This is a genomic window from Gillisia limnaea DSM 15749, from assembly GCF_000243235.1.
GTDB classification, from domain to species: domain Bacteria; phylum Bacteroidota; class Bacteroidia; order Flavobacteriales; family Flavobacteriaceae; genus Gillisia; species Gillisia limnaea.
Genome location: NZ_JH594606.1, coordinates 788618 through 813256, shown reverse-complemented (window position 1 = coordinate 813256; position 24639 = coordinate 788618). Strand labels below are relative to the sequence as shown.

21 protein-coding genes are annotated in these 24639 nt (G+C 37.1%); 17 read left to right on the top strand and 4 right to left on the bottom strand.

Features of this window, described 5'->3' with window-relative positions:
• Positions 1-300 precede the first annotated feature (300 nt).
• From GILLI_RS05345 to GILLI_RS05335, 3 genes are all read left to right on the top strand, one after another.
• Positions 301-2763, top strand: a complete 2463-nt coding sequence (locus tag GILLI_RS05345) for a zinc-dependent metalloprotease (RefSeq protein WP_006988091.1) — start codon at positions 301-303, stop codon at positions 2761-2763.
• Positions 2764-3027: 264 nt separating this feature from the next.
• Positions 3028-5679: a PAS domain S-box protein gene (locus GILLI_RS17620; RefSeq protein WP_006988090.1), complete on the top strand. Its 2652-nt coding sequence runs from the start codon at positions 3028-3030 to the stop codon at positions 5677-5679.
• Positions 5669-6052: a response regulator gene (locus GILLI_RS05335; protein WP_006988089.1), complete on the top strand. Its 384-nt coding sequence runs from the start codon at positions 5669-5671 to the stop codon at positions 6050-6052. Before GILLI_RS17620 ends, GILLI_RS05335 begins: the two co-directional genes overlap by 11 nt.
• Positions 6053-6932: 880 nt before the next feature.
• On the opposite strand, the gene GILLI_RS05325 is transcribed toward GILLI_RS05335, so the two are convergent.
• The gene (locus GILLI_RS05325; protein WP_006988088.1) at positions 6933-8078 is read right to left on the bottom strand and encodes a glycosyltransferase family 4 protein; all 1146 of its coding nucleotides are present in this window, start codon (positions 8076-8078) and stop codon (positions 6933-6935) included.
• 625 nt (positions 8079-8703) lie between these two features.
• Here GILLI_RS05325 and GILLI_RS05320 point away from each other — a divergent pair.
• Complete coding sequence (locus GILLI_RS05320) at positions 8704-9489, top strand: FkbM family methyltransferase (RefSeq protein ID WP_169312724.1); 786 nt, start codon at positions 8704-8706, stop codon at positions 9487-9489.
• 66 nt (positions 9490-9555) lie between these two features.
• Here GILLI_RS05320 and GILLI_RS05315 read toward each other — a convergent pair whose 3' ends face one another.
• The 3 genes from GILLI_RS05315 to GILLI_RS05305 form a co-directional block, all read right to left on the bottom strand.
• Complete coding sequence (locus tag GILLI_RS05315) at positions 9556-10959, bottom strand: CDP-glycerol glycerophosphotransferase family protein (RefSeq protein ID WP_006988086.1); 1404 nt, start codon at positions 10957-10959, stop codon at positions 9556-9558.
• A gap of 303 nt (positions 10960-11262) precedes the next feature.
• Positions 11263-11676 carry a type II toxin-antitoxin system HicB family antitoxin gene (locus GILLI_RS05310; protein ID WP_006988085.1) on the bottom strand — a complete coding sequence of 138 codons (414 nt, stop codon included), beginning with the start codon at positions 11674-11676 and terminating at the stop codon, positions 11263-11265.
• 15 nt (positions 11677-11691) lie between these two features.
• Positions 11692-11874: a type II toxin-antitoxin system HicA family toxin gene (locus tag GILLI_RS05305; RefSeq protein ID WP_006988084.1), complete on the bottom strand. Its 183-nt coding sequence runs from the start codon at positions 11872-11874 to the stop codon at positions 11692-11694.
• A gap of 652 nt (positions 11875-12526) precedes the next feature.
• Here GILLI_RS05305 and GILLI_RS05295 point away from each other — a divergent pair.
• The 13 genes from GILLI_RS05295 to GILLI_RS05235 all read left to right on the top strand — a co-directional run bounded on the left by GILLI_RS05295 (position 12527) and on the right by GILLI_RS05235 (position 24639).
• Entirely contained in the window at positions 12527-13363 is an 837-nt protein-coding gene (locus GILLI_RS05295) for a polysaccharide pyruvyl transferase family protein (protein ID WP_006988083.1), read from the top strand.
• Positions 13364-13853: 490 nt separating this feature from the next.
• The gene (locus GILLI_RS05290; RefSeq protein WP_006988082.1) at positions 13854-14702 is read left to right on the top strand and encodes a class I SAM-dependent methyltransferase; all 849 of its coding nucleotides are present in this window, start codon (positions 13854-13856) and stop codon (positions 14700-14702) included.
• A gap of 174 nt (positions 14703-14876) precedes the next feature.
• Positions 14877-16163: an ABC transporter ATP-binding protein gene (locus GILLI_RS05285; protein WP_006988081.1), complete on the top strand. Its 1287-nt coding sequence runs from the start codon at positions 14877-14879 to the stop codon at positions 16161-16163.
• On the top strand, positions 16145-16882 hold the full coding sequence (locus GILLI_RS05280) for an FkbM family methyltransferase (RefSeq protein ID WP_006988080.1): 738 nt from the start codon (positions 16145-16147) through the stop codon (positions 16880-16882). The genes GILLI_RS05285 and GILLI_RS05280 overlap by 19 nt, the downstream gene beginning before the upstream one ends.
• Before the next feature lie 8 nt (positions 16883-16890).
• A complete protein-coding gene (locus GILLI_RS05275; RefSeq protein ID WP_006988079.1) occupies positions 16891-17802 on the top strand; it encodes a hypothetical protein in 912 nt (303 codons plus the stop codon).
• Between the two features lie 10 nt (positions 17803-17812).
• Entirely contained in the window at positions 17813-18679 is an 867-nt protein-coding gene (locus GILLI_RS05270; protein WP_006988078.1) for a class I SAM-dependent methyltransferase, read from the top strand.
• 33 nt (positions 18680-18712) lie between these two features.
• Entirely contained in the window at positions 18713-19666 is a 954-nt protein-coding gene (locus GILLI_RS05265; RefSeq protein ID WP_006988077.1) for a GDP-mannose 4,6-dehydratase, read from the top strand.
• Positions 19667-19671: 5 nt separating this feature from the next.
• Positions 19672-20739, top strand: a complete 1068-nt coding sequence (locus GILLI_RS05260; RefSeq protein ID WP_169312723.1) for a glycosyltransferase family 4 protein — start codon at positions 19672-19674, stop codon at positions 20737-20739.
• Between the two features lie 36 nt (positions 20740-20775).
• On the top strand, positions 20776-21891 hold the full coding sequence (gene gmd / locus GILLI_RS05255) for a GDP-mannose 4,6-dehydratase (protein ID WP_006988075.1): 1116 nt from the start codon (positions 20776-20778) through the stop codon (positions 21889-21891).
• Positions 21892-22169: 278 nt separating this feature from the next.
• Positions 22170-22370 (top strand): hypothetical protein, encoded by a 201-nt coding sequence (locus GILLI_RS05250; RefSeq protein WP_006988074.1) that lies wholly within the window; start codon positions 22170-22172, stop codon positions 22368-22370.
• Positions 22367-22690, top strand: coding sequence for a type II toxin-antitoxin system RelE/ParE family toxin (locus GILLI_RS05245; protein WP_006988073.1), 324 nt, complete (start codon positions 22367-22369; stop codon positions 22688-22690). The genes GILLI_RS05250 and GILLI_RS05245 overlap by 4 nt, the downstream gene beginning before the upstream one ends.
• 61 nt (positions 22691-22751) lie before the next feature.
• The gene (locus GILLI_RS05240; protein WP_006988072.1) at positions 22752-23858 is read left to right on the top strand and encodes a GDP-L-fucose synthase family protein; all 1107 of its coding nucleotides are present in this window, start codon (positions 22752-22754) and stop codon (positions 23856-23858) included.
• Between the two features lies 1 nt (position 23859).
• Complete coding sequence (locus GILLI_RS05235) at positions 23860-24639, top strand: glycosyltransferase family 2 protein (RefSeq protein ID WP_006988071.1); 780 nt, start codon at positions 23860-23862, stop codon at positions 24637-24639.

Below are 24639 nucleotides of genomic sequence, written 5' to 3'. Positions count from 1 at the left end.
CAACTTTATGCTGTTTGCCTTCGGCTTTTTAACTTTTAGCGTTCAGCGTTCAGCGTTCAGCGTTTGCCGTTTGCCTTCGGCTTTTTTCCATACTTTTTTCCCGGCACCTCCAACCCACTAGAGGTGGCTAAAACTGTTTGCTTGTTTACCTTCGGCCGTTTAACGTTTACTGATTGCTGTACGGAGTTTAGCGTTTGCTGTTTAACTGAAAAACGAAAAGCGAGAACCAAAAACTGAAAACCTGAAACGGGGACCTTTACAGAAGGTTTTCTTATCTTGTGTCCCAAAAATTAGAAAGTTATGTTAAAAAGAGTATCGGTCATAGGTTTACTCGCGGTTATAAGTCTGGGCTGTCAAAGCCAGGGCCAAATTGCCGGAAACCAAAATAAAAACCAATCGGCAGAGATTTCAACTCCCAAAATAACCAATGGAACTCTAAAATCTTATAAGGAGGTAATTACTTCGGAAGCAAAAAGCGATGAAGGCTTATTTACTACCCATTTCGTAGGGGATAAACTGTATTTTGAAATTCCGCTGAATTTACTGGAGAAAGACATGCTCCTGGTGAGTCGGATAGCCAAAGTGCCATCAGGTTTTGGTGGGGGATATGTGAACGCCGGATCCAAAGTAAATGAACAGGTGGTTCGATGGACCAAAAGGGGACAAAGCGTGGATATGAAGATCATCAGTTTTGAAAACCAGAGCGATGAGGAATCTCCTATCTATCAATCGGTAGTTGCCAATAACTTTTTCCCCATACTATATAGCACAAAAATTTCGGCATATAATCGGGATTCTACTGCCGTGGTAGTTGAGGTGAATTCCTTATTTGAAAATGATATTGATGCGATAAATGGAATTTCCCCCGCTTTAAAGAAACGCTACAAAGTGAAAAAGCTGGATTCCAATCGGTCTTATATAGAATCTGCGAATTCTTTCCCTAAAAATGTAGAGGTTAAACACGTTATGACCTACGAAGCAGAGGAGCCACCGGAAAGGGGGCAGGCCGGAACGATCTCTCTTTTGATGAATCAATCTATGGTACTCCTTCCGGAGGATATGATGCAGCCAAGATTGGCCGATTACAGGGTAGGTTGGTTCACCACTAAAAAATATGACTATGATTCTGAAGAGCTTAAATCAGATGATTACGAGATTATAAGAAGATGGAGACTGGAACCTAAGGATGTTGAAGCGTATAAAAGAGGAGAACTGGTGGAGCCGGTAAAACCTATTGTTTATTATCTGGATCCCGCCACGCCCGAGAAATGGAGACCTTATTTCAAAAAAGGGATCGAGGACTGGAATGTAGCCTTTGAAAAAGCAGGTTTTAAAAATGCCATTATTGCAAAAGACCCACCTTCCAAAGAGGAAGATCCAGAATTTAGCCCGGAAGATGTTCGATATTCAGTGGTAAGGTATGTTGCAAGTACTACGCGGAATGCAACCGGACCTTCAGTTACCGATCCGCGAACAGGTGAAATTATAGGGAGTAGTATCATCTGGTACCATAATCATTTACGGTCTTATCGAAACCGGTTTATGATAGAGGCCGGAGCCCAAAACCCGGATGCCAGGACCTTGAACACCCCGGAGGCAGAAATTGGTGAAATGATGCGCATGGTGATCGCTCATGAAGTGGGACATGCCTTAGGCTTGCCGCATAATATGAAAGCCAGCTCAGCTTATCCAACAGATTCCCTTCGCTCTGCAGAATTCACACAAAAATATGGACTCACTCCTTCTATTATGGACTATGCCCGTGTAAACTATGTGGCACAGCCTGAAGATAAAAATGTTCGTTTTATAAGGATGATGGGGCCGTATGATCTGTATAGCATTAACTGGGGTTACAGGTATTTACCAGGGGCCACTAGCATGAAAGACGAAAAGAAAACCCTGGATAAATGGATTGCTGAAAAGGCGGGAGATCCCATATATGAGTTTGGCGGAGGTTATGATAGAGTAGATCCACAGTCTCAAAGGGAAAGTCTGGGTGCTGACCAGGTAAAGGCAAGTGAATACGGATTGGCCAATTTAAAGAAAGTCGTTCCTAATTTGATGGAGTGGACTGCAAAAGATGGGTATGGATATGATGATCTCGATGAACTTTATGGCGAACTCACAAATTTATGGAGAGGATATATAACCCATGTGATCACCAATGTAGGGGGGGTATATGAAACAAGAAAAACATCCGATCAGGAAGGTGTAATATATACCAGCGTTCCCAAAAGCACCCAGAAAGATGCCGTTAATTTTCTGAATACGCATGCTTTTACCACCCCGCAGTGGTTGCTAAATCACGAGCTTCTGGATCGTATAGAATCCGGTGGAGCGATAGAGCGGGTGCAAAATCTTCAAACCAGGTCACTCAATGCGTTGCTTGATGAGGACCGACTTAAACGAATGGTGAGTAACGAGCAGGTAAATGCCACACAAGCCTATACTCCGCTGGAAATGATGGAAGACCTTAGAAAAGGTATTTTTAGCGAATTATATGCCGGACGTAGTGCCGATGCCTATCGCAGGAATTTGCAACGCTCTTATGTAGATGCCGCAGCCCAATATGTGAAAAAAGTGAAAGAAGATGCTAATGATGCAGTATTAAAGACTGACATTATCGCTCTCATGCGCGGAGAAATGGAGCGATTGAAGCGGGATATCAACAGGCAAAAGAACAGGACCAATGACAATTTAACGCGGTATCACTGGAATGATCTGGTTGCCAGAATTGATGTAGGACTTGATTTGGATTCTTAGTCCCTTTTTATATAAATTCTTAAGCTCCGCAGGACCTCTGCGGAGCTTTTTATTTCTGATTTTTATTTTGTGTAAAGAGTTATTTTTAGCGAGCGATTGAAATTTTGAAATTAGCTTGCTTCAAGGATTAAACCCTAATGAGGGATGAAGCCCGTACTTATTTGCAAAGGTTATAACTATGCTAAAAGGAGATTTTGAACACGGGAATTATAATATCTTAGCAAATTTTAAAACACTTAGAGATAATAAGGTTAACGATACAGAATGGATAACACCGGAGACAGTTTGAAAGGAGAGCAAATAGAAAATTTCGCAAGGACGATTGTAAATGTAGTTAGGGAACCACTGGTTATACTAGATGAGGATCTGAAGATCCTGTGCTGGAACAAAAATTTCTCCAATAAATTCAAGCTGGATGAAAACCTTCCCCATGATCTCTCTGTTTTTGAATTCAATAAAGGCCGGTTTGATGTTGAGGTGCTACGGCAGGAATTAGAAAACCTTAAAAAAACCGGGGAACCATTGAAAAATATACCGGTTCCCATATTTACCTCAAATACAGTTGAGAGGACGTTTCTTATTAACGCCAGTAAACTGGAAACTCCTACGGGAAATAATGTGATCCTGCTTTCCTGTAAAAAGCCTAAAACAGCTTCCGGTCTCGCAAAACGAGATAAAAAATTCATGAGAATTTTTAATGACATCCTTTCCCAGGCACCTGCTTACATATGTACTCTGCGCGGGCCGAAACACGTTTTTGAAGTTGCCAATGAAAATTATTTGCAGTTGGTAGGAAATCGTGAAATTATTGGAAAGACCGTGAAGGAAGCGCTTCCTGAAGTTGCCAGCCAGGGGTTTTTAGATTTGCTAAACAAAGTATATACTACAGGGGAACCCTTTATTGGGAATGAAATTCCTATCAACCTTGAAAGTCGAAATGGAGAATTGAAGAATTCCTATCTAAATTTCGTATACCAACCCACCAAAAATGCCAGGGGTGAAGTTGAAGGGATCTTTGTTCATGCCATCAATGTTACTGAACAGGTGGAAGCTCGAAAACTTCTTGAGCATAGCGAGGAGAGACTTCAAAACCTCATTGATACCGTGCCGGCAATGATCTGGATTACCAATGAAGACGGGAAAAGTGTCTATTTAAATGACAATTGGTACAGGTATACAGGTCAGGCTGAACGAGAGGCTGAAGGTTTTGGATGGTTAAAGGCCACCCATCCCGAAGATATGGACATGGCAGAGGACGCTTTCAGGACTGCCTCTGAAAAACAACAAGCCTATAGTGTTGCCTTTAGATTGAGAAACAAAAACGGGGATTATCGGTGGGTGATTGACAGCGGAAGCCCAAAGTTCAATGAGCACGGGAAATTTGAAGGAATGGTTGGGACCGTGATGGATGTTCATGAGGAAAAATTGAAAGAGCAGCGGATAAGGGAGAGTGAACACCGAATAAGAAATATTGTACAGGAGGCTACTGTTGCTACAGGGATTTATGTAGGGAAGGAAATGAAAATTGAACTGGCTAATGAGGCCATGATCAAATTTTGGGGTAAAAATCCGGATGTGATAGGGAAAACCCTTCGCGAAGTATTGCCCGAACTTGAAGGGCAGCCATTCCATGATTTACTTGATGAGGTTTTCACCACAGGAAAAACATATTGGGGTAAGGAAGATAAGGTAGACCTGGAGATCAACGGGAAAATGCAAACCGGATATTTTAATTTTACATATAAACCATTGCGCAATGAGAATGGAGAGATCTATGGGATCCTCAACATGGCAGTTGATGTAACAGAATTGATCAAATCTAAAATGCAGTTAAAGGAGAGCGAGACGCATTTCAGGCAAATGGCAGACCTTATGCCTACAAAGGTTACAAATACAGATGCTGCAGGAAATTTTATTTATTTCAATCAGAACTGGCTGGATTATACCGGGCTGGATACTAATGAATTATTAAAAAAAGGATGGATAAATTTTATTCACCCATCAGAAAGCGAAACTTTCCAGGAAAGATGGCAGGCTTCCTTGGATTCAGGAAATCCTTTTGAGATGGAACTGCGGTATATGAATAAACAAGGTAAATATAAATGGCATCTAAGGCGTGCCGAAGCAGTTATGAATGAGGATGGATCTATTAAAATGTGGATTGGCACCAATACGGAAATTCAAAAACTGAAAGAAGAAGAGAAACGCAAAGGTGATTTCCTTAAAATGGTAAGCCATGAGTTAAAAACCCCTGTAACTTCCGTTAAAGGATATGTGCAGTTATTACTAAGTTTGCTTAAAAGAGATGGGGTAGTGGTACAGGGCCTACCTCTTGAACAGTCTTTGGGGCGAATGGACCATCAAATCAAGAGATTAACAAGATTGATTTCTGAAATGCTGGATCTTTCCCGTATTGAGGAAAATAAAATGGAACTTCAAAAGGAAATATTTTCCCTGAATGATTTGGTATCCGAAACCGTACAGGATATAAATTATACCAATACCCAGCATAATATTGAAGTTCACCAGGATTATAAGTGCAATGTGCAGGCCGATAAGGATAGGATAGGACAGGTACTTATAAACTTCATTACCAATGCCATAAAGTATTCCCCGGACAGCCAGGAAATAGCGGTTAAAGTGCAAAAACATAAAAATAACCAGGTGGCGGTTATTGTAAGCGATAATGGAATAGGAATTGATAAGAAGAATCACCGCAATATATTTAAACGATTTTACCGCATAGGCGGTAAAAGTGAAGACACGTATTCCGGATTTGGAATTGGGCTATACCTTGCCAATGAGATTATTCAAAGGCACAATGGTACCATAACAGTAAAAAGCAAAAAAGGTAAGGGCTCCGATTTTTCTTTCATTTTATCAATAGCTCAGTTAAATCCCGAAAATGACAAATAGTAAAAAAATATTAGTTGTAGATGATGATTCCGGAATAGGGGAAATGTTGAAGACCCTGTTGGAATTTTATGAATACCAGGTTACGGTAACCGAAAAACCAGACGAGGCTGAGGATTTGATAGTGAAGAACAACATTGATCTTGTCCTGTTGGATATGCTTATCTCTGGAGTTAATGGCACCGATGTTTGTGCCGGGATTAGAAAAAATGAAGCTACAGCAAATACCCCGGTTATAATGATGTCTGCCCTGCATGATGCAGGAGATAAATGCAAAAAAGCAGGAGCCAATGATTTTATAGCCAAACCCTTTGAAATGGATTTTCTTATAACCAGGATAAATTCGGTATTACAGGATGAGGAGCCTATTCCTTAAAAGCATCTCCAAACACTTTGCGCAAAGAATCACAAAAACAAAACAACCGCTCTAAAAAAGGGAGGTTGTTTTGTTTAAAATAGAATAGGAGCTTTTAATTCAGTTCATTATTTACGGCTTCACCATTTATATCATCTGTAGTATTGATCAGTTCCTGAACTTCTTTTTTTAATGAAATCCTACAATTATTCGGAAGTTTGATTTTTTAAAAACTTTTTTCTTTGCTTCGTTTCTTCTGGGAGTATACCGTTATAACCGTGAACCGAAAACCGAAAACCGAAAACCAAAAACCGAAAACCGAAAACAGGCAACTGAAAAGCAAAACTTCCACTGCTTTAGGTCTCTCCCCAATTTCCACTTCATCCGTGACAACCATCCTTGCGGTTTTACCTCTCTTCAAATCGAATATCAATTATTCGGAAGGTTAATTTTTAAAACCCTTTTTCGCAGAATATGTGGGAAAAACCCCGAGATTCAGGAGAGCCGATTTTTTCAATCGGTTCGACGCGGGGTTTTTTGCACGGTTTTTGGCATTTTTGCCTAAAAATTCCTTGAAAAAGGCGCCTTTTTCTTTGCTTCGTTTCTTTTGGGAGAACAAAAGAAATGAAGGGCATGATGAAAAATTGACTTTTTGGTTTATGAGTGCCAGGCCAAAAATGGAATAAAACACCGTTTACCATTGGCCTTTGGCCGTTTAGCGTTTTCCACTAATCTACGTAATTCGTTTTAATTTGTGCAATTTGTGTTTTTCTCTGAAGGAGCATTTTCAACGACCTTGTTTAGGACTGCCATTGCGACTGAAGCAATCCAGCGACTGAAGCAATCTTATGTAAGCCGGAGGTTGCATTATGTTTGGAGTTTCCCTCAACAACCTCAATACTCAATTCTGATTACTCACTACTTTTTTGAAATACCTAATATTCTCCTCAACCACCACCTCAGTAGAAAACTTCCTTACAACCCGCTCCCTCGCGGCAACCCCCATTTTCTTAGCCAGGGCAGGATCCATTAAGAGCTGAAGAATTCGTTCTGCATATAATTGATGATCTTTAGGATTTACTGTAAAACCCGTTTCCCCGTCTGTCATTACTTCTTTTGCCCAACCGATATCCGAAGTCACCAGTGCTTTCTCCATCGCCATAGCTTCTATCCAGGTCATGGGCAAGGCTTCGGCGAAGCTGGGGAGGACTACTGCATTTGCGGCGGCTATTTGTGCCAGCACCTTTTCATAAGGGAGCACGCCCAGCCAGGTTGTGTTTTTTATGGCTGCAGGAGAAAGTTGCTCCAGGATCAATTGTTTGGTGGAACGGCCGGTGAGCTGATCTTTCACGTCTTTTCCCGCAAAGAGAAGCCTGGCCTCCGGTTTTTTTGCGACTATGAGATTAAAGATGGCTGCCAGTTCCAAAACGCCTTTTTTCCTTATCAGACTTCCAAAATAAAGGATGTCGCCTGGTTCATATTTATCCGGTTGCGGAATAAAACGCGCTACATCCACAGAATTTGGAATTACTTTTACCTGTTTTTTTAAGCCGAAGAGCTCAGTGGTTTTATCCGCGGTGAATTTACTTACCGAAAGCAAATGGTCTGCTCCCTGCAGTGCTTGTTTCTCAAACCAGAAATTCTTTTTCTTTTGGGACCGGATCTCGAGATGACAAAAATAAGTGTCGCTGCCATTCATCCTAATCACAAGCGGACATTTGAGTTTCATAAATGCAGTAATTCCGGTCCAGTCCGCGGCTTCCAGGGCGTTTATTTTGTCCTGAATTATAGCTTCGTTGAGGTAATTCTGAAGAAATTTGCGGTGCAGGTACCAGCCCAGGAACTTATATTTTCGCTGTTTTATCAAATGAAATTTTATTCCGTCTTCAGTAAAAATCTCATTTGTTGACTGGCCGTAGATAAATATGGAAACTTTAATCCCTTTTGCTGCAAGGGCAGTAACCATATTTTTGATGCTGGTTCCTAATCCTCCAGATGAAGTGGAGAGCGGGTGGGGGTATTCAGGGGTGAGGAAGGCCAGGTGCATAGTTTATTATTAATTTTATTGTAACAGATCCTCTACTAAGTTTATTGTAAAAAACTCCACACCTGCTTGAAATAGAAAGAAGGCCGTTTCCAAAATACCACTTCCTAATTCATTTTCTCTGGTTTTTTCTTGTTCAAATATAGGAAAATTGTTTTCCGATTGCTATTTGGTATTTACTGTTTACCGTTCTTGTTTTCTCCACTCTTCTCTGCAAAACATTAATTACAAAGATGAACAAAAACTCTAATCTGATCTGTTCTTTTTAATAGGATTTGTGTTGAGTTTTTTATGTATATATTCGTGTTTTCATATCCCTTAAGTGAAGGTCAGGAAGGATAGGAAAAATATACTTGGATCGCAGAATACAATTCGCTTACTCATATTATTGAAAGCTTCAGATATATGTTCCTGGATAAAGCATCCATTAATTTGGTTTTTCCTATACCCTTATCCTTGCTGTTTTAATGTTTCCGATAAGGGCTGGTTGTTTTTGAGGGAACAGAAAAGAATTTTATAGATGCATTATATACAGCAGGCAGCTGTAGACGGAAGTCTTTTTCGATTGACTTTTGAATTGCATTTAGCCATGCTTTTTTAATCACATGTCTCAATGATTATATTTAAAATGAAAAAAATCTTTACAAAATCTATTACCAAGCTTTTTGGCGCTCTAGGTTATTCTTTGATTAGGGTAGATTCAATGAAAAAATATAATAATTTAATACCTCAAGTTGAAGAATTTAATTTTATAAAATCTTACCCTTTTAACGCTTCTAATTATTTAAAATACAATGATTCATCCAAAGCGCAATTAAAACAAGATCTATTTGTCTTAATGAAACTGGATTTTAAAAGGAATGGTTTTTTTGTTGAATTTGGTGCTACAGACGGGATATCTTTAAGCAATACTTATTTGCTTGAAAAGGAATTTGGGTGGCAAGGTATCTTGGCAGAACCGGGTAAAGTATGGCATGAAAAACTTTTCAAAAATAGGGGAGTTCCAATTGAGAAAAGTTGCATCTGGTCCAGTAGTGAAGAACAACTAATTTTTAAAGAAGTTAAGCTGGCATCTTTATCAACCCTCCAAGGATTTGGCGAAGATGATAACCATAGCAAATCAAGAACGGATGCCATTAACTATAAGGTAAATACACTTTCCCTCTTGGATTTTTTAACGAAATACAATGCTCCCCCAATTATAGACTATATATCGATAGACACTGAAGGAAGTGAGCTGGAAATCCTGAAGAACTTTGATTTCAAAAAATTCAAATTCCGTGTAATGACAATAGAGCATAATTACATGGCTATAAGAAAAGAGATTTATAAGCTTTTAACTTCCAACGGATATAAGCGAATTCATGAAGAATTTTCTCATTTTGATGACTGGTATATTTTAAATGAAGTATAGGTTTACAGTTGGCCTTCGGCCTTTTATAATTTATAGTTAACAAACCGAAAACGGGGGTAAGCAAGGCTAAGTGGATTTTTCTGTTATTTTATCAATTCCTTCCCATATCCTTTCTGAAGCCTTTTCTGCAGGGGTTTGGTTGATCTTGTTAAACCAGGTTTTAGCCCTTTGCACTTCCGCCGGGGCTTCTTTTAATGCAGCTTCTAGTTTTGACTCGATTTCTTCTTTTGATCTCAACCAGATAACTTCTTTCCCTGTTGGCATAGACCTGAAATGAACAAAATTATATATTTTTTCTACTCCCCAGTTTTCATCCTGTTTGTTTTCAACATCATAATGGAGAAAAAGACAGGGTTTTTCTAAAATAGCAAAATCAAACACCATTGAGGAACCCAGATTTATTACCGCTTTACTATGAATGATTGTATTTACCTGTAGCTGCAGATCCTCTTTTGTAGGAAGAATCGTGTTCCATTGATCCCCCAGTTTTTTCCATCTGGGAGCTACAGGAACTATCAAATCTTTATATGTTTCTAAAGTCCGATCATACCTATTAGAAAAGTCGACCGGACATCGCCTGAAAATAATTCCCAGGTTATAATCTTTGCTTTTGTTCAATTTTTTAACCGCCTTCGCCAAATCATTTAAATACTGGGGATCATCCGGGCTGGTGGTACTATCGTCACCGCTAAAGCAAATATATTCTTTGGTGGGATCTAAGTTGTTCTCTTCAAAAAATTGCTCCCGCGTTTCTCTTAACTTCAGGTTGAAATGAGGTTCAAATTGTGGACTTCCGGTAATAAAAATCTGGTCTTTTTTTACAAAAGGATAATAATTCAGTAATTCCTCCTTCATATACTCACTCCATACAAAATAGAAATCAGGTTCAATCACCATAGTAGCCTTAGGAAGATTATCCCAGGAAAAAATAAAAGTGCTTGTAGGAATTCCCAAATCCTGTCCTGCGGTTAAAGGAGCAATGGCATTTACGGGACGCTGATTGGTACAAAAAATAAAATCGGGTTTTTCTCTTTTCAGCACCTCTCTACATTGCTTGTAAAAAGGAGACTTTCTTTCAGAATCCTTTAATTTTGATCGCAACTTTTCCAGCCCTTTTTCTCCCCGGTAGGTTTTGGTGAGCTGAGTTACGACAGCATTCTTAATTTTAGATTTTATGTTTTTGTTGCCGGCAGGAAATTTATAGGTCTGATAAACGGGATCATCGAATTTTTCTTCAAAATGATCCAGTTCTGCGCTGATCTTCGCCCTCTTTAAAAGATCGGTAAAGGCTCTTGGTTTTCCTTTTAATTTTATTTCTTTATACCCCAATTCAGTTAGATCAAAAGGGGTCTGATTCCAGAATACAACTTCCCAGCCCATTTGTTCTCCAATTTCGACAAAAGAGGTAAAAGCGAAATTCCGCAGGCCTACGCCATCGGGGAGCAGAATGAAGATTTTTTTTGGTTTCAAATCGGGGGTGTTAGTTTTGGCTTGTTCAAATATAGGAAAATTGTGAAGATGTGATGAAGTAAGGTTGTGAAGCTGTGAAGCTGTGAAGTTGTGAAGTTGTGAAGTTGTGAAGCTGTGAAGTTGTGAATTTGTGAATTTGTGAAGCTGTGAAGTTGTGGTGCTGTGTCGAAGAGGATAAATTATGAATTCCTTAACCCCTGGCCCCTAAAGGGGAACGAAAAGCCTTGGTATTGGAATATTGTTGTGATGGAGTAACGCTGTGATGATGATAACGGTAAGAATCATTCCTCATTTCGTTCAAACTTAGAAAGTAACCGACAATAATTCGTTGCCCAATTCATGAAGGGCTTTTTCAATTTTCTTGGCCCTCTCCTCCGAAGCATTGGCCTTTCCCGTAGCATATTGCCTCATTAAGGATTCGTTTATCCCAGCTTTTTTTGCCAAACTGGAAATTTTTATTTCAGGAATGAGTTTAAAAAGTGCCTGAATATCTAAACGATATACAAAAACATTGGCATGTAAAATCTGTTGGATCCATTCTTCATTTACTTCTATAGCAGTTTCCAGATAATCGCTGTAAGCTTGTTGTAAATTTATTTTTAATTCCTCCAGGGAATTTCCAAATGCGGTTACTACCCCCGGCAGGTTTTGAGTGGTGCCCCAATAGGTTCCGTCTGCCGCCTTCTCTACATAAACTTCTACGCTCTTATTTTTCATGGCTTTTTATTTAAATTATTCTATTCCTGCTTGTCTTAGGATAGATTTTACCGTTCCTTTCGGAACATCTTTTTTAGGATGAGGAATAGTAACGAGTCCTTTGTGAGCCGGATGTTTAAAGTGGTGGTGACTTCCTATTGTCCGCACCAGGTACCAACCTTCCTTTTCAATCATTTTAATGAGATCATTCGAATTCATTAACTCAAATATATAACATTTTTGTTATGTTTGTGAAAAAATTTTAGCTTTATTTCCTTCCACCCTAATTCAGAAAGTTGGAAACCGGTTTGATTCCAGAATACCACTTCCCAGCCCATTTTTTCTCCAATCTCAACAAAAGAGGTGAAAGCAAAGTTGCGTAAGCCTACGCCATCGGGGAGCAGAATGAAGATTTTTTTTGGTTTCAAATCGGGTATTAGTTTTGGCTCGTTCAAATATAGGAAAAAAGTGATGATGTAATGATGTGATGGTGTAATGATGTGATGATGTGATGATGTGATGGTGTGATGATGTGATGAAGGGCGTTGACTGGCGAAAAACCAATTAACCAATTAACGAATCCCTAAGGGGAAGGAGGGACGATGAGACAGGGAGATGAGGAAACAGAATTTCCAATAAAGAAATCGACGAATCCCGAATCAACAAATTAACGAATCCTTAAAAAGGACGAGGAGACAGGGAGACAGGGTGACGTGGGGGCTTGAGACTGGCGAAAATCCAATTAACCAATTAACGAATCCCGAATTAACCAATCACCAAATCAACAAATCAACGAATCAACAAATCCCGAATTACCGAATCACACTAAACAAAAATCATTACTTTTGAAATTAAGAAAATCCAAAAGATAATGCCATCCCAAACAATTCCGCTATTTTACTGGAGCGAGATAAAATTCATCTTTAAGAAGAAGGAGAATTATGGGGATTTACTGTCTAAATATTTGGTTGAAAAGATCTCGGGAAAAGAGATAAAATGGGTTCATCCTAAAAAACAGCCCTGGTACAAATGGGATAAAACAAATTATGTCACTATAGGAAGTATACTTCACCACGCTTCCAAAGACAGTATTGTGTGGGGAAGCGGGATTATAGATAAGGAGCAAGTCATATCTAAAGCAGATTACAGGGCAGTTCGCGGACCCCAAACCAGAAAATATTTGTTAGAGCTTGGATATAGCTGCCCCGAAGTTTATGGGGATCCTGCACTTCTGCTGCCAAAATACTATCATCCCGCAGTTAAGAAAAAATACAAATTAGGGATCATTCCGCACTATCACGATTTTAAATTTGTTTTAGAAAACTATAAAAATGATCCTGAAATCCTGGTGATTGACCTTATGACGCTGGATGTGGAAGAAGTGACCCGACAGATTCTGAGTTGCGAAAAAACTATTTCTTCCTCTTTGCACGGGGTGATAGTTTCTCACGCTTATGGAATTCCCAGTATATGGGTGGAGTTTTCAAATAAGATCTTTGGAGACGGAATTAAATATCGGGATTATCTTGAATCGGTGGAATTGGCTTTTTATCAGGCAGAATTTCTGGACAGGAAATTAAGCTTGAAAGAAATTGAAAGTTTGTTTGAAAAATATGGTGGAATGCCGGATGAGGGTAAGGTTGAGAAGTTGTGTGATGGGTTGATGAGGGATTGTCCGTTTAGGAATAGTGACGAAGTGACGGAGTAACGCTGTGAAGCTGTGAAGATGTGGCGCTGTAAAGAAGTAACGATGTGATGAAGTGATGGAGTAACAATGTGAAGTTGTGAATCTGTGAAGTTGTGAAGCTGTGAAGCTGTGAAGCTGTGACGCTGTAAAGAAGTAACGATGTGATGAAGTGACGGAGTAACGCAGTGGTGTTCTAATGTTGTGACGGATAACGAGGTAATTTAGGATAATGTTAAACCATCGTATCTAAAAGCGAAGGAGAGATGAGGGATAATGATTTAACAAATTAACGAATCAATGAAACCACCAATCCTCAATTAACAAATTAACGAATCGTTAAAAGGGACAGGGAGACGAGGGGACGTTGAGACTGGCGAAAATCCAATTAACGAGTTAACAAATCAACGAATTAACGAATCTCGAATTAACGAATTAACAACTCCCAATCATAAATAAATATTTTTGCGTTTCGGTGATCAATAATTTATAAATTGCGCACACATGAAGTTTTATGAGTAGCACAGACCATAATCAGGAAAAGAATAAAGAGCATTATGAGAAGCTATATGCCAATTATAACATCAGTAATATTCTGCATTGGATCAATAACCTCGAAAAATTTCTCAACTCTGCAACCACTACTGAAACCAGTTGGTTTGGATTATATCAGAACAATTTCAGGGAGAAAATAAAGGGAAAGAAAGTGCTGGAAATGGGCTGTGGAGATTGTACCAATGCTGCGGTGATGGCCGCTTTGGGAGCTGAGGTTTATGCCAATGACATAGCATCTGAAAGTGGTGAAATTGTGAGAAAGTTAAATGAAAATTACACTTTTAAGCAACCTATAGTTTTTGTGGAAGGAGATTTTTTGGAAAATAACCTAACCTCTAAAAGCTTCGATTTCGTGGTTGGCAAGGCCTTTTTACATCATCTCACAATTCCTGTAGAAAAATTATTTTTAAAGGAAACCGCCCGGCTTTTAAAATCAAATGGGGAAGCACGATTTTTCGAACCTGCTGTAAATTCAAAGGTGCTCGATGAGATACGCTGGCATATCCCCATTGGAGGCAGGCCTTCAAAATTCAATAAAGATGCCTTTAAAATATGGAAGGAGAACGATCCGCATCCGGACAGGAGTTTTAGTTCCCAACATTGGGAAAAAGCCGGAACAGCATTTTTTGGAGAGGTAGAAATAATTCCGGTGGGGACTCTTGAACGCTTTAGCCGTTTCTTTGGTTGGGGTGAAAGAAGAAATAGATATAAGCGATGGGCATTAAAGAGTGAGCGTTTTTTGCCCGGGTTTCTGAATAAACCTTTTACCAGAAGCCAGTTGATAGTTTATAAAAATCCAAGGGTTTAATTTTTTGTCAGCTTATTTTTCAATATTTTAAAAACAGAACTATCTACAAAAAAGGGTCTAAATGCATATTTCTATATTATGAATAATTCGTGGTTTCGTGGCTAATTTTTATATTTTTACCAAACACCAAACACCAAACACCAAACACCAAACACCAAACCGTAAACGAATAAAATGAGTATCATCCTGAAAGCAGAAAACATCTCCAAACAATACCGGCTCGGCCAGGTTGGCACAGGCACGCTTAGCCACGATCTTAACCGTTGGTGGCATACCGTTCGCGGGAAGGAAGATCCCTATTTAAAAGTGGGGGCGGTAAACGACCGTAGCGCTAAGGCTACTGAAGATTATGTATGGGCGTTGCGGGACATCAATTTTGAGGTTAAAACAGGCGAGGTATTGGGGATTATTGGAAAAAACGGGGCTGGAAAAACTACCTTGCTTAAAATATTATCTCGGGTAACTTCTCCTACAACCGGTAGTATAAAAACCAGAGGGCGTATCGCATCTCTGTTGGAAGTAGGAACCGGATTTCATGGAGAACTTACCGGCAGAGAAAATATTTTTATGAATGGCGCCGTTTTGGGGATGACCAAGAATGAAATAAAAACTAAACTTGATGAAATTATAGATTTTTCTGGTTGTGAAATGTATATAGATACGCCCGTAAAACGCTATAGCAGTGGGATGACGGTGCGGCTGGGCTTTGCCGTGGCAGCGCACCTGGAACCGGAAATCCTGGTGGTAGATGAGGTGTTGGCCGTGGGCGATGCCGAATTCCAGAAAAAAGCTATCGGCAAGATGCAGGATTTATCTGTTGGGCAGGGTAGGACGGTGTTGTTTGTGAGTCATAATATGGCGAGTGTGAAGAGTTTGTGCACCCGAGGAATTGTTCTGGAGAATGGTTTATTAGAATTTGATGGTTCAACTGAAAAAGCAATTAATTTTTATTTATCAAATGAAAAGCAAATAATTCCTAAAGATCTCACATCTATTAAGGATAGAAGTGGAACTGGAACAGTAAAATTTCGAAGTTTTCATATTGAACACACGAATGGACAAATTATAGAAAATGTTTTAAATGGTGACACGGTTGTGTTTTCCTTTGCCATAGATGTCGCTAACCTTACCAATAACTTTAATATAGATTTAGGTTTTTCAATACACACATCGGATGATGAATTAATAACTGTTTTATATAATTCTTATCAGAATAAAACTATACAAGTTAATTCAAATGGAGAGTATAAAATTCAATGTGTGATTGCCGATTTAGCTCTGAATGAGGGAAATTATATTGTTAAAGGTCGTATTGAATGTGATAAAAGAGAATCTGATTGGCCTAAAGTACCACTGGGAAGATTTAATGTAATAAAAGGTGATTTTTACAGATCCGGAAACTTGGGTTTTAATGGGAAGTCGAAACTTCTAATAAAAGGAGAATGGGATTTAATAAAATAAAGAAGATTATTATAAAGATTACTCCTGTCAGGATTCAAAATATTTTTCAAGAATCGGTTAAAAAGGAGAATATGAAATTGGATTCTTATGCAACACTTTCATATTCTCAGGAAGGAGAGGATTTAATTTTAAAAAGAATTTTTGAAGGTCAAAAGGAGGGATTTTATTTAGATGTTGGAGCACATCATCCAAAGCGATTTTCAAATACTTATGAATTTTACAAAATGGGCTGGCGTGGAATCAATATAGATGCAATGCCCGGGAGTATGGATGGTTTTAGAAAAGTACGGCCTGATGATATTAATCTTGAATATGCAATTTCAAATTCAAAGGAGAATCTGGATTTTTACGTTTTTAATGAACCTGCATTAAATACCTTTTCAAGGATTGAAGCAGAAAAAAATGATGGGGTTAAAGGATATAAAATTGTTGAAAGAATTAAATTGAAAACCTATCTATTATCAGAAATTTTAAATCAATATTTAAAGGAGGATGATAAAATTGATTTCTTAACTATAGATGTTGAAGGCTTGGATTTTCAAGTTTTGAAATCTAATAATTGGAATAAATTTAAACCCTTTATCATACTAGTTGAAATATTAAATATGAATTCAATTGGTGATATCGAGAAAAGTGACATCAATATTTTTCTAGTTTCTAAGGGATATTCGCTTTATGCAAAAACTACAAATACTTGTTTTTATAAAATTCTAATTTAAATTTTTTTATGTTTAATACTCCACTCTTATTCATCATTTTTAATCGTCCGGAGATTACGCAAAAGGTCTTTGAAGAGATAAAAAAACAAAAACCTAAATATTTGTTCGTAGCAGCTGACGGTCCTAGAGAAAACATTAATGATGATTTCGAAAAATGCACTTCTGCAAGGAAAATTGTACTTGACGGAATTGACTGGGATTGTGAAGTTAAAACTTTATTTAGAAAGGAAAATTTAGGTTGTGGAAAAGGTGTTTCCTTAGCAATTAATTGGTTTTTCGAAAACGTAGAGCAGGGAATTATTTTAGAAGATGACTGTTTACCAAATCATAGTTTTTTTAGCTTTTGTGAAGTATTGCTAGAGAAATATAAGTATAATGAGCAGATTTATGCAATAAGTGGTGATAATTTTCAAAACGGTATTTCAAGAGGTAATGCTTCTTACTTTTTCTCAAATTATGTTTTTGTATGGGGTTGGGCTACATGGAGGAGAGCGTGGGAAAAGTATGATTTTAATATGGAGGAACTAGATCAGTTTAAGAAAAACAATTCCATTTGTAAAATTGATAAGCGAAAAAAATTTCGGGATTACTGGCTAAATATTTTTGAAGAAGTTGCTAAAAAGAATATTGACACTTGGGACTATCAATGGGTTTTTTCAATTTGGAAAAACAACGCATTGACAATTTTGCCAAATACCAATTTGATTTCCAATATCGGATTTGGTGAAAATGCTACTCATACTAAAGGAAGCAGTCCTTTTGCGAATTTAGAAACAGTTGAAATCGGGGTTATTAGCCATCCAGATAAAATTATTGTTAATAAAAAAGCGGATGATTATGCTTCTGATTTAGTTTATAATATAAAGGGAAGCAAAAATAATATTTTGTCAAGGTTGATAAATTCTTTTGGAAGAGTTTAAATTAAATTTTATGACTTGTAGAATATGTGCTGATCTTAGTAATAAGATTTTTTCAAAGAAAATCTTAAGGAAGTATGATGTTGATTATTATCAATGTGAAAATTGTTATTTCCTTCAGACTGAATTCCCATTTTGGTTAGAGGAAGCATACAGCACGGGGGCCATAAGTGCATTGGACGTAGGTATTATGTCGAGAAACCTTCTATTGTTGCATAAAACTCAAAATATATTAGGAAAATTATTCTCAAATTTCAATGCCTTTTCTGCAGTGGATTACGGTGGAGGTGAAGGCGTGTTTGTTCGATTAATGCGTGATAAAGGATTTAATTTTTATAGGCAAGATTTACATGCCGATAATTTATATGCTCGCTATTTTGATGTTAAGGATTTACCAGTAAGCCATAAGTTCGATATTTTAACTGCTTTTGAGGTTTTTGAACATTTACCTAATCCCATTGAGGAAATCACAAAAATGTTCAATTATTCTGATACAATTTTATTGTCCACCGAGTTACAGCCCACAAGACATATTTCTGAGTTAAAAGATTGGTGGTATTTTGTACCTGAAACAGGACAACATGTATCATTTTATACTGAAGATGCTTTTGATAGAATCGCTAAAAAATTCAATGTCTATTATTATACAGATTCTATAAACCTCCATATTTTATCACGAGAAAAATTTTCTGCTAATCCTTTTGTTGAGGAGAAAAAGGCACAAATAAAAAAGACAATTCTTCAACGAATTGTAAATAAAATCAATTATAAGATAAATCAAAATCAAACTTTTAATACAAGAAAAGTGGTTCCGGAGTCTTTAATTATGAAGGATTTTGAATATGTAAAAAAGAAACTTCAAAATGATGATTTAGTTTAATATATTAATGAGGTCTTTAAAACAATACAATAAATGCAGGTTATTTTAATTACAGGAGGCTTTGGATTTGTTGGCAGGCGTCTAATTGAAAAATTAAAACAAGACAAATCATTTCAAATATTTGCCATTTCTCGAAGGCCTTTAGACAAAAATGTTGAAGAAAATATTGGAATTAATGTAATATTTGGTGATTTAAAAAATTCATCTTTCGTATTAAAAACCGTGGCTGAAATAAAACCAAATTACATAATTCATCTTGCAGCAGAAAGCAGTGTGGCATATAGTTGGAAAGAACCAAATTTAAGCTTTCAAAACAATGTAAATATTTATCTAAATATATTAGAATCAGTAAGAAAGTTAGGTTTTAAATCAAGAATCCTTTCAATAGGTTCTTCAGAAGAATATGGAGTAGTTGGTGGAAAGCAAATACCTATAAAAGAAACCGTAAGACCCAATCCTGTTTCGCCTTATGCAGTCGCTAGGCAGGCTCAAAGTGAACTAAGTAAGGTTTATGTGAAAGGTTTCGGGTTAGATATTGTATCTACAAGATCTTTTAACCATTTTGGAAATACTCAAACGGATCGCTTTGTTATTCCTTCATTTATTAATAAAGTTTTAATTCAGAAATATAATGAATATGACATAAAAATTGAGGTAGGAGACTTAAGCATTATACGAGACTTTCTGCATGTTGATGATGTTGTTAAAGCCTATATTATTTTATTGAGGAAGGGAATTACTGGCGAATTATATAATGTTTGCTCCGGTAAAGGATATAGCTTAAAGGAAATATTAGTTCATATTTATAAAATTGCAGGAATTAATGAAAATTATATTATTTCAGAAAAATTAATTCGTCCTAATGATAATCCTGTTATTATTGGTAGTTATGAGAAGTTGCAAACACTTACCGGATGGAAACCAATAAAAAATTTGAAAGATGAACTTCAATTAATGGTTAATCAAAAAGAATTATATCTACAATAATGAAGGTGTTAATTGATAATCAAATATTTGAACAACAGAAATTTGGCGGAATAAGTCGATATTTCAATATGCTGGAACGCGGCAATGATGCAGTCCAAAAAATGGAATTGTTTACGGACCAATCTCCAAAAAAGAAAGAGTTTTATCAAAGAGTTCAATCAAAATTAACTAGAACGCTGTTTAATGGAAAGCAACCGAAAGCTAATAAATATGATTTTTATAATTCACAAATAAGGGATCTTCAATTTGATGTTTTTCATCCAACCTATTACGGCAATTATTTTTTAAATTATTTAAAAACACCATTTGTAGTGACTGTTTATGATATGATCCACGAGAAGTATGCGGAGTATTTTGGGAATAGCAGGGATTCATTTAATAAAAGAAATTTATGTAATTCAGCATCAAAAATTATTGCAATTTCTAATTCAACAAAAAAAGATTTAATTGATATTTTTAATATTCCAAAGGAAAAAATAGAGGTGATATATTTGGCAACCGATTATGCAAGTATTATTAGTATAAAGCCAAAATTTGATATAGATCATCCTTATGTTTTATTTACAGGTAACAGAAGTGCCTATAAAAATTTCCTAACCTTTTTAATTTCTGTAGCACCAATCTTGAAGAATAATAAAGATTTACATTTGGTATGCACAGGGCCGGATTTTACAGCTATCGAAAATAGATGGATAGAAGAATTGGAAATAAAAAGTAAAGTGAATAGCTATTTTTGTCAAAGTGATGGAGAATTAGTTCACCTATATACTAATGCAGAATGTTTTGTTTTTCCTTCATTATACGAAGGCTTTGGTTTTCCTCTTCTCGAGGCCTTTGCTTGCAACTGCCCGGTGATAAGCAGCCCGGGAGGATCGCTAAAGGAAATAGCAGGCAATGCGGCTATTTATTTTGATCCGAAAGATATTAAGTCTATTAGAAATACTATACAAAATGTTATTTCAGACAGTACATTAAAACTAGATTTAATTGAGGCTGGAAAAATTCGATTAAAAGATTTTTCGTGGGAAAAATGTCGGAAAGAAACTATGGATTTATACGCTAAAGTTATTTAAGAGTTAAGAAAGATTGAATCAAGAATTCAAATTGAAATGAATAAAACAGCCCTCATCACAGGAATCACAGGTCAGGATGGAGCCTATCTGGCAGAATTGCTTTTAGAAAAAGGATACATAGTTCACGGTATTAAAAGAAGAAGTTCCTCCTTTAATACAGACAGGATCGATCACCTCTATCAAGATCCCCATGAAAAGAATGTTAAGTTTAAATTGCATTATGGAGATTTAAGTGATCCAATGAATTTAACGCGTATTATCCAGGAAGTGCAACCCGATGAGATTTACAACCTGGGAGCAATGTCTCATGTAAAGGTGAGTTTTGATACTCCGGAATATACCGGGAATATTGATGGTTTAGGAACACTAAGGATACTTGAAGCGGTCCGTTTACTTGGTATGACGGATAAGACGAGGATCTACCAGGCTTCAACTTCAGAACTTTACGGAAAGGTGCAGGAAGTGCCGCAAACCGAGAAAACGCCTTTTTATCCAAGAAGCCCTTATGGAGTCGCGAAATTGTATGCCTACTGGATTACCGTGAATTATCGTGAGGCTTATAGTATGTTTGCCTGTAACGGGATCCTGTTCAACCACGAATCTCCATTGCGGGGAGAAACCTTTGTAACCAGAAAGATTACAAGAGCAACTTCAAGAATTGTTTTAGGGATGCAGGATACCTTGTTTTTAGGGAATTTGGATGCAAAACGAGATTGGGGCCACGCCAACGATTACGTGAAGGCGATGTGGTTAATGTTACAACAGGACGAGCCGGAAGATTATGTTATTGCCACCGGAGTGACTACTTCGGTAAGGGATTTTGTGAGGATGGCTTTTGCAGAGGTTGGGATTAGCCTGACTTTTGAAGGAGAAAATGAAAATGAAACAGGATTGGTAAAAGCCTGTTCAAATCCTGAATTTCAGCTGCCCATTGGGAAGGTGGTAGTGAAGATAGATCCAAAATATCATCGACCAACAGAAGTGGATATGCTGATAGGTGATGCTACAAAATGCAGGGAAAAATTGAACTGGGAACCAACACATTCTATAGGTGAATTGGTAGCAGATATGATGGCGGCAGACATAAAATTATTTCAGAAAGAGAAATACCTGAAAGATGGAGGTCATGACACTTTGAAATATAATGAATAAAAAGCCCCCCAGCCTCCAAAGGGGGAGTTAAAAAAGTTCAACGTTCAATGTTCAGTGTCAGAAATCAAATTTCAATTTTTCAACAACAGTTATCTCAAAATTCGGATAAATTTGTTTTAGTTCAGATTAATTCGGGTAAATTCGCAACAAATGGAGAAAGATTCTAAAATATACATCTCAGGTCATACCGGAATGGTGAGTTCTTGAATTGCAGAAAATTAAATCAGGATAGCTATCGGCACAAAATGTGTATCTTTATAAGTCTCAAAAACACTGTTATGAGTACAATAGAAATAAAACAAAAGCTCCATGAATTTGTAGATACCGGGGATGACAAATTTGTAAAAATGTTTTACGAAATGGCAAAAGTTTATATGGAACAATTGCAAAAAGATAAAATGATCTTAGAAGGGGAGGAAGATATTAAAGCTGGACGTACTTATAGTTTAAAAGAAGCGAAAAAAATGCTCGATACTTGAGCAGCTCAATAAAACGAGTAGAGTTAACCTCAAGGGCTATAAAGGATTTAAAAAAAGTAAAATCCTTTAATTTGGATTTATACGGAATTGTAAGAGCTCAAGAAATTATCGATACAATTTTTGAGCTGTTGGAAACATTGGAAAATCCTGATTATAATTTTACCGAGATTGGAGAACTAGATAAGGATTTTGATCATTTAAAATACTCCTATAGAAAACTAACTCAGCATCATTGTAAAATCACTTATCGCAAAGGGAAAACGAAAATTTATGTGGTCAGGATTTTTGATACCAGTCAGGACCCAAAAAAGAACAAATAAACTATAAGAATGCCCCTAACCGGGTTTTTTAGTTTTCAGGTAAAAGCAACCTAATTATTAAATGGAGAAAGATTCTAAAATATACATTGCAGGACATACGGGAATGGTAGGTTCTGCGATTGCTAGAAATCTTAAAGCTAAAGGTTATTCAAATTTTGTTTTTAAAACTTCTAAAGAGCTGGACCTTATAAATCAGCAAGCTGTAGCTTCCTTCTTTGAGAACGAGCAACCGGAATATGTTTTTTTGGCTGCCGCAAAAGTGGGGGGAATAGAGGCTAATAACACTTATAGGGCGCAGTTTTTATATGAAAATTTGATGATCCAGAACAACGTGATTCACCAAAGTTATGTTCACGGAGTTAAAAAATTGTTGTTTTTGGCATCCTCCTGTATTTACCCAAAACTGTCACCACAACCCATAAAAGAGGAATACCTTCTTGACGGGAAACTGGAACCCACGAATGAACCCTATTCCATCGCTAAAATAGCCGGGGTAAAAATGTGTGAAAATTACAACCGGCAGTATGGCTGTGATTTTATTTCGGTAATGCCAACCAACCTTTATGGCCCCAACGATAATTACGATTTAGAAACCGCGCACGTGCTTCCGGCATTATTGCGTAAATTTCACGAAGCTAAGTTGCGTGAAGAAAAGATGGATAAATCCAATCCCAAACCTCCTGTTCCACTGAGCCCACTGAGCCCACTGAGCCTGCCGAAGTGCGGTAGTGAGCCTGTCGAATCCCGCAGTGAGCCTGTCGAATCCCGCAGTGAGCCTGTCGAATCCCGCAGTGAGCCTGTCGAACCCCGCAGTGAGCCTGTCGAACCCCGCAGTGAGCCTGTCGAACTGTGGGGAACAGGGACTCCTATGAGGGAGTTTTTACACGTGGATGACCTTGCCGAGGCTTGTTTTCATTTAATGCAAACCTACCATGGAAATACAAGCGTGAATATAGGGACAGGAAAAGATATTTCAATAAAGGAACTCGCAGATGTGATAAGGAAAAACGTAGGATATAAGGGTGAAATAATCTGGAATAGAGCCAAACCCGATGGCACACCTCGAAAATTGTTGGATGTTTCTTTAATACATAGTTTGGGATGGGAACATAGTATTGGATTGGAGGAAGGGATTAGGGAAGTTTATAATAATAAATTTTTAAGTTGAGATGCCTTTAATATCGATAATTACCGTTAACCTAAACAATCTTGAAGGCTTGGAAAGAACAATGAATAGTGTTTTTGAGCAAACCTGGCAGGAGTATGAATACATAGTTATTGATGGGGGTTCCACAGATGGGAGTAAGGAATATATTGAACAGCATAGTGATAGAATAGATTTTTGGGCGAGTGAAAAGGATTCGGGTATTTATAATGCGATGAACAAAGGTATAAAAGTGGCGACTGGAAGATATTTGCTATTTTTGAATAGTGGGGATCAGTTTTATAGCAAATATGTTCTCGATCGGAATTTTAAGTTTTTAAAAATAAAAGATATTATTTATTTCAATGTACAAGTTGAAGCAAAAGATAGTTCGACATTAATTTCTTATCCAACGCAATTACGATTTTCAGATCTTTTATACGGTACGCTATGTCATCAATCTGTTTTTATTAAATATGAATTATTTCAAAAAGTTGGTTTATATGATGAAACGTTAAAAATAGTCTCCGATTGGAAATTTATAATACTCGCTTTGTTTAAAGAAAATTGTACTTCTAACAAGATTGATGATATATTAACAATTGTCAATACGGACGGTATAAGTGCCATGCCTGAAAACGATACTGTAATAATAGAGGAAAGAAATAACGTTCTTAACAATCACTTTAGTGCATTTCTTATAGAAGTTCAAGAGTTATATGAGCTAAAATCAATAGTAAGAAATTTGAAAAAATCTCGGAAAATAAATTTATTAATTAAACTTGGTCTATTAAATAAATTTTAA